Genomic DNA, 12,064 nt, shown 5'->3' on the forward strand with positions numbered 1-12,064 from the left:
CCGGTGCTGCCACGGTCTGGAGCCGGCACGTCTGCAGAACCGAACATGGAATCCTGAAAAGAGGCGAAATGGCGCGACCGGCCCTGCGGATCGACGTGCTGGGATCTCTGAGGGTCAACGTGGACGGATCGGTCCGCCCCGCGCCGCCGCGGGTGGCGGACCTGCTGGCGATGCTCACCCTCCGGCCCGGCGGCCAGCTGTCCACCGACGCGCTCATCGACGGGCTGTGGCAGGGCGCACCGCCGCGCACCGCCGCGAAGGTGCTGCAGGGCAGGATCCACGAGCTGAGGCGGCTGCTCGGCGACTCCGACCGCGTCCAGCGCGGCATCAGCGGCTACACGCTGCTCGTCGAACCCGACGAGCTCGACGCCACCCGTTTCGCCGCCCTCGTCGCCGAGGCCGACGGCGCCGCCCGGCACGGCCGCGTCGACGACCAGGTGGAGCTGCTGCGGGCTGCCGACGGCCTCTGGCGCGGCCCCGCCTACCAGGACCACACCGCCATCGACCTCGTCCACGACGAGGCGATGCGCCTGGAGGAGCACCGGCTGGAGGCCGTCGAGTCGCGCATCGACGGCGACCTGGCCCAGGGCCACCACCACCTGGTGGTCGCCGAGCTCGCCGTGCTGAGCCGCCGCCACCCCGTCCGTGAGCGGTTCTGGAAGCAGCTGATGCTGGCCCTGTACCGGTGCGGCAGGCAGGCCGACGCGCTGCAGACCTACCAGGACGCGCGCCGGGTGCTCATCGAGGAGTTCGGTCTCGACCCGGGCCCGGAGATGCAGGAGCTGGAGCAGCGGATCCTCGCCCAGGACCCCGCCCTGGCCGCGGACGTGCCCGCGCCGCCCCGCGAGACGGCCCGCCCGGCCCCGCCCGCGAAACCGGCGGCCAACGCACCGAACGAGCTGCCCCGCGACATCGCCCTCACCGGCCGGGACGCCGAACTGGAGGCGATCCACACGTCCCTGACCTCGGGCGGCTGCCCCGTCGTCGCGCTCAACGGGCCCGGCGGGACGGGCAAGTCGGCACTGGCCGTCCACGCCGCCCACCGGGCATCGGACCACTTCCCCGACGGGCGGCTCTACATCAACCTGCACGCCACCACACCCGGCGTCGCCGTCCGGCAGCCGCTGGAGGTCCTGCAGCGGCTGCTGCAGACGCTCGGCGCGGCCAACCCGCCGCAGAGCGAGGGAGAGGCGGCCGGGATGTTCCGCTCACTCACCCACGAGCGGCGGCTCCTGTTCGTCCTCGAGGACGCCGCGGACCTCGCCCAGGTCATCCCCCTGCTGCCCAACGGGGCCGGTTGCGCCGTGATCGTCACGAGCCGCCGCCCGCTCGCCGGCCCCGAGGTCACCACCGCGCTGCGGCTCGGGCCGCTCGGCGAAACGGCCGCGGTGGAGCTGCTCGGGCACATGCTCGGCGCGGACCGCGTCGGCGCGGACGGCGCCGCCGCCCGCCACATCGTCGAGCTGTGCGACAGGCTGCCGCTGGCGATCCGGATCGTCGGCGCGCGGCTGCTGGCCAACCCGGTGCAGCCGCTGGCGTCGTTCGCCGCCCGGCTCACCGACGAGCGGCACCGGCTGGACGAGCTCGAGGACGCCGACCTCGCGGTGCGCACGAGCATCGCGACGGGCTACGACTACCTGCGCAGGCACCCGCGCGGCGGTGACGCCGCCGCCCTGTTCGCACACCTGGGCCTGTGGTTCGGAACCCACGTCACCGCCTCCACCGCCGCCGTCCTGCCCGGCTGGCCGACCCACCGGGCCGAGCGCGCGCTGGGCAGGCTCGTGGAGGCCCAGCTGCTGCACTGCCCGAGCCCCGACCGCTACACCCTGCACGACCTGGTCCGCCTCTTCGCCCAGGAGCAGGCGCAGGACCAGTTGACCGGACCCGAACGCGCCGAGGTTGTCGAACGGACCCTGCACTACCAGCTCGACACCGTCCGCAACGCCGTCCTCACCCTCAGCCCGGGCCTGGCGAGCCGGCTGGAGTTCGGCCCCGGCTCCCCCTCCCACCCGGAGCCCGCCCGTCCGGGCCGTTCCTTCGCCGACCGCGCCGAGGCGGTCACCTGGATCCGCGGCGAGCGCGACAACCTGCTCGCCGCCGCGCAGCACGCCGCCGAACTGCCGCCCCCGGCCTGCCTGGTGACCGTCGGCCTCGCCGCCGCGCTGATGTACACCTGCGAGATGCACGGCTGGTTCACCGACCTGGAGACGCTCGCCGAACACGCCCGCCGGATCGCGCTGCGGACGGAGGACGAACGCAGCCTGGCCCTCGCCCTGACCTGCTCCGGGCACGCCGCCAACGGGCTCGGCCGGGCCAGGCAGGCCGTCGTCCGGCTGGAGCAGGCGCTGGAGACCTGGCGGCGGATCGAGGACCGCAGCGGCGAGGCGCTCACCCTGACCTACCTGGCCTACACCTACCTCACCGCCGGGGACGTGGACAGGTCCATGGGGTACTGCCGGCAGAGCCTGACCCTGTACGAGCGGCTCGGCGACCGGCTCGGCCACGCGCTGGCCCTGCTGTTCCTCAGCAACCAGCTCCAGCAGCACGGCATGTACGACCAGGCGCTCACCGCGAACTCCACCGGCACGGCCCTGGTCGAGGGCCTCGACGAACCGCGCATGCTCGGCATCGCCCGCGGCATCCGGGCCGCCGTCCACGCCCGTTGCGGCCGGTACGACGAGGCACTGCGCTGCTTCGAGGAGGCCCTGGAACTGCTCACCCAGAGCCAGGACCGCTACCAGCAGGCGCGCTGCTTCTGGGGGATGAGCCAGGTGCGGGACGCCCAGGGCCGGGCCGGCGAGGCGCTCGCGGAGCGGCACCGGGCCCTGGACATCCTCCAGGAGCTGCGCCTGCTCGGCGCGGAGGACGCGCTGCTGGTCGCGGACCGGCCGGAGGAGATCACCAGGCTGCTGCCGGAGTTCCTGGCCACCGAGCCGTCACACCGGCAGCTTTGAGCGCTCGGGCTCCGCACGCGGCGCCCGGCGGCGGCCGGGCGCCCACCAGTTCCACCGGCCGAGCAGCGCCATCAGCGCGGGGACCAGGACGCCGCGGACGACCGTCGCGTCGATGAGGATCGCCAGGCCCGCGGCCAGGCCGAGCTCCCGCACCGCGGGGATCCGCGCCAGGCACAGCACGATGAACGGGATGAACATCAGCACCGCGGCCGCCGAGACCACCGGCCCGGTGCGCCGCAGGCCCTCCGCGACGGCCTCGTCGTCGGCCAGGCCCCCGTCCCGCTCCTCCTTGATGCGGTGCAGCAGGAACACGCCGTAGTCGGTGGCCAGCGCGAAGACCAGCACTCCGGCCAGGATCAGCGTCGTGACCTCCAGGGAGCCGACGCGCTCGAAACCGAACCAGCCCCACTGGAAGACCGGCATGAGGATCCCGAACGTCGCGCAGACGCTCAGCATGTTGATCAGGAAGGTCTTCACGGGCAGGACGACCGAGCGCGTCATCGCGAAGAGCAGCGCGTAGCCGAGCGCGAACAGGATGCCGAGCGCCCACGGCAGCCGCTCGGCCAGGCTGTCCAGCAGCGCCTCGAACCGTGCGGTCTCCCCGACCACGCCCACCGGGCCCGGCGCGGGCGCCTCTGCGAGGCCGCGGACGGCGTCGCGCGCCTCGGGGGTCAGCGGCGGGAAGGCGAGCCGGACGTCGACCTTCCACATGCCGTCGGCCAGGCGTGTCGGCTCGGCCACGGACCCGACCCCGGCGACCTCGCGCAGCGACGCGGCGTACCGGCTCATCGAGGCGCCGTCCGAGGTCGTGACGAGCAGCGTGGCGGGGGAGGACGAGGCGTCGGCGAAGTCCTGGCGCAGCGCGGTGAAGACCTGGGCGGAGCCGGCGTCCTCGGGCAGGGCGGCGGCGTCGAAACCGCCGAAGGTCACCTTCGTGAAGGGCGCCCCGGCCGCGAGCAGCACGGCGGTGACGACCACGGCGAAGACCAGCGGCCGTTTCATCACCGTGTGCGCGATCCTGTGCCAGCGGTCGCCGGACGCCTCCCGGCCCCGCCGCCAGGCCTTCGGCGCGAGCGCGTCGATCCGGTGCCCGAGCAGCCTCAGCAGGGCGGGCAGCACCACCAGCGCGAACAGCGCGGCCGTCACCGTGACCAGCACGCCGGCCAGGCCCACGGAGAAGATGAACTTCTGCGGGAAGACCAGCAGCGAGGCCATCGCCGACGCGACGAGGGAGGCGCTGAACAGCACGGTCCGCCCCGCCGTCGCCAGGCTCCGCCCGACCGCATCCGAAGGGTTCGCGCCTCCCGCCAACTCCAGCCGGAACCGCGTCACCATCAGCAGGCTGAAGTCGATCGCGAGGCCCATGCCCAGGGACGTCACGAGGTTCATCGCGAACACCGACACCGACGTGAACGCCATCGCCGCGGCCAGGCCCGCGAACGTGACCACGATGGTGAAGACCGCGCCCAGCAGCGGAACGCCCGCCGCCACGAACCCCCGGAACACCACGAGCAGCCCGAGCAGCAGCAGCGGGATCGCCAGCGCCTCGGCCTTGGCCAGGTCCTCGGTGGAGATCTCGGCGGTCTCCACGTTCGCCACGGTGTGCCCGCCCAGCAGCACCGCGTCGCGCAGCACGGGATCGGCCTCGACGGCGTCGCGCAGATCGGCGACGGCCTCCTTCTCCGTCACCTCTCCCACGCCCGCGACCAGATAGGTCGAGCGGCCGTCCCGGGAGATGAGCGACGGGTCGCGCGCGGTCGTGTAGTCGAGGACGCCGGTGACCTCCGGGCGCCCCTCCAGCAGCTCACGCGCCTTCACGACGGCCGGGGGAGGCGCCGCCGACACCTCCAGCGGCACGTCCGACCGGACGACGACCACGTACCCCTGCTGGGGGTTGGCGCCCGTCGCCCGCTGCATGCTCTCCTGCGCGGCCACCACGGGAGAGCCGGGATCGTCGTAGTCGGCGAGGGAGGCGGTCAGCCGGGGGTAGACCACGCCGCCCGACACCACGCCGAGGACGAGCAGCAGGGCGCCGAACGCCAGGGCGCGGCGCGGCCGGCTCCGGGCGAGGCGGTCCAGGAAACCGAACACAGGGGGTCCCTTCACAGATCTGCGCATGGGCGGCGTCCACCTTTCCGGCGCACGGTTCAGGTCCGGTTCCCGTCCGGTTCCGGCGGAGCCCCGGCCCGGTGCAGGCGGCGGCTTCGGGTATGGCCAGGCGAGCGCTCCGTTGCTTGACTACCGCGGACCGGCAGTACCAGGCCCACCCGGGAGGTCACCATGTCAACCGCGACGGCGGACTCGAGGTTCGAGTCGCTCGACCCCGCCACCGGCGAGGTCGTCGCCGAGCACCCGATCCACGACGAGGCGGCGGTCCGGCAGGCCGTCGACCGGGCGCGGGCCGCGGCCCGGTGGTGGGGCGGCCTCGAACCCAGGGAGCGGCGGCGCAGGCTCCTCGCCTTCAAGAGCGCGCTGGTCCGCGGCATGGACCGGCTCGCCGAGGTCGTCCACCGGGAGACCGGCAAGACCCTGGCCGACGCGCAGACCGAGGTCGTCATGGCCGTCGGCCACCTGGACTGGGCGGCCAGGAACGCGGTGAAGGTCCTCGGGCCGCGCACCGTCCGCCCCGGCCTGATGTCGATCAACCAGAAGTGCGTCATCGAGTACCAGCCGCTCGGCGTCGTCGGCGTGATCGGCCCGTGGAACTACCCCGTCTACACGCCGATGGGCTCCATCACCTACGCGCTAGCGGCCGGCAACGCCATCGTCTTCAAACCCTCGGAGTACACCCCCGGCACCGGCGAGGAGCTCGCCCGGATCTTCGCCGAGGCGGTGCCCGAGCACCCGGTCCTCCAGGTCGTCACCGGCCTGGGCGGGACCGGGGCCGCCCTGTGCCGCTCCGGCGTCGACAAGATCGCCTTCACCGGGTCGCCGCCCACCGCCAAGCGCGTGATGGCCGCCTGCGCCGAGACGCTGACCCCGGTCGTCATCGAGGGCGGCGGCAAGGACGCGTTCCTCGTCGACGCCGACGCCGACCTCGAGACCGCCGCGCAGCAGGCCGTCTACGGCGCGATGGCCAACGCCGGCCAGACCTGCGTCGGCGTCGAGCGCGTCTACGTCCACGAGAGGGTCTACGCGCCCTTCGTCGAGAAGGTCGTCGCCAAGGCGGCCCGGCTCAGGCCCGGCTCAGGCCCGGACGCGTCCTTCGGCCCCATCACCATGCCCGGCCAGCTGGAGATCATCGAACGGCACATCGCCGACGCCCTCGCCAAGGGCGCCCGCGCGCTGGTGGGCGGCCTCGACTCGGTGAAGGCCCCCTACGCCGGGCCCGTGGTGCTCGCCGATCCGGCGCCCGACTCCCTGGCCGTCCGGGAGGAGACGTTCGGCCCGACCCTGACCATCGAGAAGGTCAAGGACCTCGACGAGGGCGTCGCCAAGGCCAACGACACCCCCTACGGCCTGGCCGCCACCGTGTTCACCCGCAGCCGCCGCAGCCTCGACCTGGCCCGCCGCCTCAACGTCGGCGCGGTCAGCGTCAACTCCTTCGCCGCGTTCGCCTCCATCGGCGCCCTGCCGTTCGGCGGCGTCGGCGAGTCCGGTTTCGGCCGCATCCACGGCCCCGACGGCCTCCGCGAGTTCTCCCGCGCCAAGTCCATCACCCGCGAACGCTTCAAATCCCCCATCAACCTCCTGTCCTTCGAGCGCAGCCCCAAGGACTTCGCCCGCGCCCTCGCCCTCGTCCGCTTCCTCCACTCCTGACCTGCCGCGCGGCGCCGTCGTCGCATCGAAGACGACGACGGCGCCGCGCGGGCTCGCTCGCAGGGTCATCGGGCCGCCGGCGGCCTGGAGGAGCGGCGCATGCCGCTACGGAGACGCCTCCGACACGGTCACCGGGTGATCCGGAGTGCTTCCCCCGCGTCCCGCCGGGCCCGCTCGATCAGCTCCCGGGCCTCCTCACCGAACACGGCGGCCTGCCGCACCTTTCCGTAGACGTCCAGGTAGGCCCGCACCTCATCGGCTCCCGACAAGGTCAGCTCCCGGGTGAACGTCTCCACCGACACGGCCGTCTCGTCGAACACCGTGAATCCGTGCAGGGGCGCCGCCGCCAGACCCGTGTTCAGCGGAAGGACTCCCAACGACGTGGAAGGGTCGGCCTCGACCCGCAGCAGGTGGTCGAGCTGTCCCGCCATGCAGGCGCCCGACCCCGGCCAGGTCCGCAGCGCGGCCTCGGAGAGCACGAACTCGACACGGCGCTCCCCGCCTCCGGCCGTCGGCCTGAGCCCGCCCAGCCGAGCGGCCTGCGCGTACTCCGCCGTCCGCAGTTGCGCAGGAACCGCCGAGGCCCCGAATCCCCGCACCTCCCGAGCGGTGGCCCCCAGCTCGGCAGCGGCCCTGACCCGGAACGACACTCCCGCGTCCGCCCGCTGGGGGGCCGTCTCCTCGTAAGCCTGCCGGACGAGCTCGGCCAGCCGCCGCGACTCCGCCTCCGCCAGTCTCAGCGCTTCGACGAGCCGCATGACGATCCCGGCGTTCGCCACCCGGTGCCCGGCCTCCACCCGGGACACCGTCGGCTGCGGCACCCCGGCCCGCCGGGCCACCTCCGCCCCCGACAACCCCGCCTCGACCCGAAGCCGACGAAGCCGTTCCCCCACCACCCGAAGCTGCTCAGCACCCATAACCGAGCGTTCTACCATCCGGGTGTGAACCCCCGTCGTACGAGGTCCGATCCGGTTCGCCTCATCGCGGCCGAGGGCGGCGCGGCCCTCTCAGGTCACGGCCAGGTGGTCGTGGCGGTGCCGCGGGGTCTCGGCCTCGTCGAGCAGGACGAGGGCGAAGTCCGCGTAGGAGATGCGGTCCGCGGGGTCTCCGTGCTCGCGGATCTCGTAGCGGCCGGTGCGTTCTCCCTCGTGGTCGAAGTCACCGGACGGGCTGACGTACAACCAGTCCAGCGGACCGGCTTGGGTACGGAGCACCTCGAGGCCGGCGGCATGGCCCAGGCAGAAGGGCCGGAACTCGGCGGGGAAGCCGGGTGCGTCCAGCAGGCGGACCCCGTCGGAGTCGGGGAGGAGCGATGCGAGTCCGACCGTGACGAGCCTGTCCACTCCGGCCTGCCGCAGGCCCTTGATGAGGGCGTGCGCGGTGCTGGTGAAGAAGGTGTCCGGGGCCAGTGCCGCCGCCGCGTTGATCGCGGCGTCGTGCCCGGCCGCGAGGGCCGCGACGTCCGCCGCGTCGGTGGCGTCCCCGGCGGCGATCCGTACGCCGTCGTCCGCCGGACCGTCGTAGCGGGACGGGTCGCGGACCACCGCGGTGACCTGGTGTCCGCGCCTGCGCGCTTCGGCGACGGCCCTCCGGCCGGCCCGGCCGCCGGCTCCGAAAATCACGAAACTGCCCATCGTTGGAATACCTCCCGTTGGCTTGGTGCTCTCGAAAGGTATCTGTGAGGGCGGTTACCTTCTGGATACCGAGATCCCCCTACCGGCCCCGGCCGACAGGCAGGAGACACCATGAAGCATCGGCAGCCACTGCCCCCTGACATGTTCGATGAATTGTGTCCGTCCTCGTTGGTGCCATTCCGCTTCGGTGACAAGTGGGCGGCTCTGATCCTCCGCTGCCTGGAAGGAGGTCCGCGCCGGTTCTCCGAACTCCGCGTGCCGCTGCACCGCGTCACCCCGAAAGTGCTCACGCAGTCGCTGCGCAGGCTGGAGCGGGACGGGCTCGTCTCACGCGCGGTGCACGCCGACCCGAGACCGGGAGTGGAGTACGCCCTGACGCCGCTGGGCCGCAGCATGCTGGAGCCGATGGACGCCGCGTGCGCGTGGGCGGCGGAGCACTGGGACGAACTGATCGACGCCCGGGAGCAGTACACGGCCCCCTGAGCGGCGGGTGTCCGTCGTCAGCTGCGGTCCGGTCCGTCGAGAGCGGCGAGTTTCCGTCTCAGCAGCGCCTGCTCGCTTTCGTTGCCTCGCCGCCGCCAGGATCTTCTCGGCCCGGGTGAGCCGTGCCCGGACGGTGGCGGTCGGGGCACGGCCTCCTCCTTCGAGGCGACGTTGAGGATGCAGAGCCGCGGCAGCCCGGTATGCGCACTTCTTACCTTGATAATTAATGTGAGCAATAGACCTCTCACCAATGGCGGATCCGGTATGCGGAAATGGCATCCCCGGAGCGCCGGAGCGCCGACGCGTCCTCCTCCGCCCGCCTGCGGGCCGGATCCGCGACCGCGCAGAACCCCCTGATCCGGCGCGGTATTCACGTGGACGTGAGCTCCGGCATGACGCGGACGGTTTCCGACCGAACACTCTTCGTCGCCGCCCGCCGACGATTCGGTGTGCCACAAAAGCACTAAAATCGTCGCCTATTATTCTTTGTAGTGTTTGATCATAAACGGGGTTTTCTGACGAAGGGGTGGGTTGTGCGCGTCAGGTGGGCGGCGGGCCCGGTCATGCTCGTGCTGTTGCTGGCCGGGTGCTCGGAGGACGGCGGCGGGTCGGACCCGAAGGCCGCGGCGAAGCCTCCGGCCGAGGTCGTGATCACGCCGGCGGACGGCGCCGGGAAGGTCCGGCCGGAACTGCCGGTCAAGGTGGAGGTGGCGAACGGGAGCCTGCAGAACGTGTCCGTGTCGACGGGCGGTTCCGCGGTGGAGGGCGACCTGGACGCGCTGAACGGCCAGTGGACCGCCCGGCGGGGGCTGGACCCGTCCACGACGTACCAGGTCACCGCCACCGCCCTCGGCCAGGACGGCAAGGACGTCTCGGTCACCAGCGAGTTCACCACGCTCACCCCGAGCCGGACGATCGCGGTCAGCGCGGTCGCGCCCGCGCCCAAGGAGACCGTCGGGGTCGGGATGCCGATCATCCTGAACTTCGACCAGCCGGTCTACAACCAGGCCGACGTGGAGAAGAACCTGACCGTCAAGGCGAGCAGGCCGGTCGAGGGCGCATGGCGGTGGATCAGCCGCCAGCAGGTGGTCTACCGGCCGAAGGAGTACTGGCCGGCCCGCACCGACGTGGTGGTGGACGCGCGGTTCAGCGGCGTGCGTGCGGCCAAGGGCGTGTACGGGACCAAGGACCTCAAGCTGCGCTTCAGGATCGGCGACGACCAGCGGACCCTCACGAACGAGGACACCCACCAGATGGTCGTCAAGAGGAACGGCCGGGTCCTCAAGCGCTTCCCCGTCAGCCTGGGCATGGCCACCACCCGCGCCTACACCACGACCAACGGCATCCACGTGACCATGGAGAAGGTCCCGCACGTCCTGGCGGACTCGGCGACTGTCGGCATCCCCAAGGGCCACCCCGACTGGTACGAGACCCCGCTGGACTGGACGGTACGGATCTCCAGCAGCGGCGAGTACACCCACAGCGCGCCCTGGAGCGTCGCCCAGCAGGGGCGGAGCAACGTCAGCCACGGCTGCGTCAACCTGAGCGAGGCCAACGCCAAGTGGTTCTACGACTTCAGCCGGCGCGGTGACATCTACGAGATCACCGGCACCGACCGGGAGCTGGAGTGGAACAACGGCTGGGGCTACTGGCAGCTGTCGTGGAAGCAGTGGAAGAAGGGCAGCGCCCTCGACTGAGCCGCCCGGACCCCGCCCGGACGCGGGCGGGGTCCGGCCCGGTCAAAGGCGCAGGGAGGTCCGGCGGGCGGTCACGGTGAGCACCGCGAGGAGGGCCAGGGCCAGTAGCGCGGCGGACCAGGCGAGGTAGGCGGGGTCGAAGACCGACTCGCCGAAGGCGGAGCTGATGGAGAGCTGGGCGAAGGGGTGGGAGGGAAGGAAGACCGCCCAGTCGGGGAGGACGGGGCCGAGCATGTAGTCCTGGGCAATGCCGACGTCGATGAAGGGGAAGAACATCGTCACCAGGATGCCGCTGACGCGGTCGAGGGCCAGGCCGACGCAGTAGCCGAACAGGGCGAAGGTCCAGGCGGCCAGCAGGTGGGCAGTGATGAACCAGGTCCAGTTCTCCGGTGTGCGGACGATCGGGACGAGTACCAGGGCCGATACCGTCACCGCGGTCGCCGCGCCGAGGAGGGTGCCCACGCGGAACGCGGTGATCCTGCCGGTTCTGCGGAACCTGTGGCCGAGGCGGCCGTCGGGGGCGTGCAGGTCCGTGGCGATGAGGAAACCGACCGTGCCGCTGAAGCCCACCACTGCGATCATGCCCATGTAGGCGGCGTGCAACTGGGGCATGGTCGTGGTGATGAGGGTGCGGCGGCCGTCCTCGACGGCCGGCACCGCGACCTCGATGCCGCCGAACAGCCACAGGCTGCTGAGCATCAGGCCGAGCGGGCCCGCGACGACGAAGCCGAGCAGGCCGCGGTGGCGCAGCAGGTCGGTGAGGAGCAGGGCGACGCCGCCCCGCGTCACCCCGCCGCCGCCGGGCACGGCCGCGGGCGGCGGGGCCGCGGCCGCCGCCGGCGCCCTGCGCCGCGGCCGGACCACCAGGACCGCGAGGGACGCCGCGCCGACCAGGACCGGCCACACCACCAGCGCCGTGATCTCGCCCGCGCCGACGTCGTTGCCCATGGCCGCGTGTTCGGCGCTGTAGAACGGCGACACGACCGGCTGCCACCAGGTCCCGGACGTCATGGACGGGGCGGTCAGCGCGTCCAGGATCCACAGGCCGCTCACGGAGCCGACGGAGAACACCGCGTCCCGGGTGAAGTACGCGACGAGTTGCCCGATCATGACGTAGAGCAGGGCGTTGTACGCGGCGCCGAGCCACACTCCGGCGCCCACCCCGTCGTAGCGGATCGCGGTGAACCCGATGCTCACCAGCACGGCGAGGCCCGACACCACGACCAGGGCGGCGCCGCGCGCGGTGATCCACCGCGCCATCGGATACCGGACGGCCAGGACCGTGTCCGCGCGGTCCGCCTCGGCGACGGTCAGCGCGCTGATCAGCGCGGCGGTGATCCCCGCCGCCCACATGCCGGACAGGATGCCGATGTGGGAGGGGTGGTGGTGGCCCTCGCCGACCCCCAGGACCTCACCGAAACGGCCGAGGGCGTCGGCGCTGACGAAGACGAGCAGCGCCGGGACGACCAGGAACGCGGCCAGCGCCACGGGCTGCCGGACGATCGACAGCAGGGCCAGGCGGAAAAGCGTCAGCACG

At 72.6% G+C, this 12,064-nt stretch carries 8 protein-coding genes; 4 read left to right on the top strand and 4 right to left on the bottom strand.

The features are described from left to right. Positions 1 to 68 precede the first annotated feature (68 nt). On the top strand, positions 69 to 2,954 hold the full coding sequence (locus tag C2865_RS02145; protein ID WP_106396563.1) for an AfsR/SARP family transcriptional regulator: 2,886 nt from the start codon (positions 69 to 71) through the stop codon (positions 2,952 to 2,954). Here the strand turns inward: C2865_RS02145 and C2865_RS02150 are convergent. Then, positions 2,937 to 5,072 carry an MMPL family transporter gene (locus tag C2865_RS02150; RefSeq protein WP_106396564.1) on the bottom strand — a complete coding sequence of 712 codons (2,136 nt, stop codon included), beginning with the start codon at positions 5,070 to 5,072 and terminating at the stop codon, positions 2,937 to 2,939. The genes C2865_RS02145 and C2865_RS02150 overlap by 18 nt on opposite strands. A 162-nt stretch (positions 5,073 to 5,234) precedes the next feature. On the opposite strand from C2865_RS02150, the gene C2865_RS02155 reads away from it, so the two are divergent. Further along, positions 5,235 to 6,713, top strand: coding sequence for an aldehyde dehydrogenase family protein (locus C2865_RS02155; protein ID WP_106396565.1), 1,479 nt, complete (start codon positions 5,235 to 5,237; stop codon positions 6,711 to 6,713). Between the two features lie 128 nt (positions 6,714 to 6,841). Here the strand turns inward: C2865_RS02155 and C2865_RS02160 are convergent, their stop codons facing one another. Beyond that, positions 6,842 to 7,630, bottom strand: a complete 789-nt coding sequence (locus C2865_RS02160; protein ID WP_106396566.1) for a Scr1 family TA system antitoxin-like transcriptional regulator — start codon at positions 7,628 to 7,630, stop codon at positions 6,842 to 6,844. Positions 7,631 to 7,720: 90 nt separating this feature from the next. After that, positions 7,721 to 8,335 (bottom strand): NAD(P)-dependent oxidoreductase, encoded by a 615-nt coding sequence (locus tag C2865_RS02165; RefSeq protein ID WP_332873324.1) that lies wholly within the window; start codon positions 8,333 to 8,335, stop codon positions 7,721 to 7,723. A 123-nt stretch (positions 8,336 to 8,458) separates the two neighbouring features. On the opposite strand from C2865_RS02165, the gene C2865_RS02170 reads away from it, so the two are divergent. Together C2865_RS02170 and C2865_RS02175 are read left to right on the top strand one after the other, a co-directional pair. Further along, positions 8,459 to 8,830, top strand: coding sequence for a winged helix-turn-helix transcriptional regulator (locus C2865_RS02170; RefSeq protein ID WP_106396568.1), 372 nt, complete (start codon positions 8,459 to 8,461; stop codon positions 8,828 to 8,830). Between the two features lie 533 nt (positions 8,831 to 9,363). Beyond that, positions 9,364 to 10,527 carry a L,D-transpeptidase gene (locus C2865_RS02175; RefSeq protein ID WP_232835296.1) on the top strand — a complete coding sequence of 388 codons (1,164 nt, stop codon included), beginning with the start codon at positions 9,364 to 9,366 and terminating at the stop codon, positions 10,525 to 10,527. 42 nt (positions 10,528 to 10,569) lie between these two features. Here the strand turns inward: C2865_RS02175 and C2865_RS02180 are convergent, their stop codons facing one another. Then, the gene (locus C2865_RS02180; RefSeq protein WP_106396569.1) at positions 10,570 to 12,063 is read right to left on the bottom strand and encodes a hypothetical protein; all 1,494 of its coding nucleotides are present in this window, start codon (positions 12,061 to 12,063) and stop codon (positions 10,570 to 10,572) included. Position 12,064 lies beyond the last annotated feature (1 nt).

The sequence above is a fragment of the Actinocorallia populi genome, from assembly GCF_002995495.1.
GTDB classification, from domain to species: domain Bacteria; phylum Actinomycetota; class Actinomycetes; order Streptosporangiales; family Streptosporangiaceae; genus Actinocorallia; species Actinocorallia populi.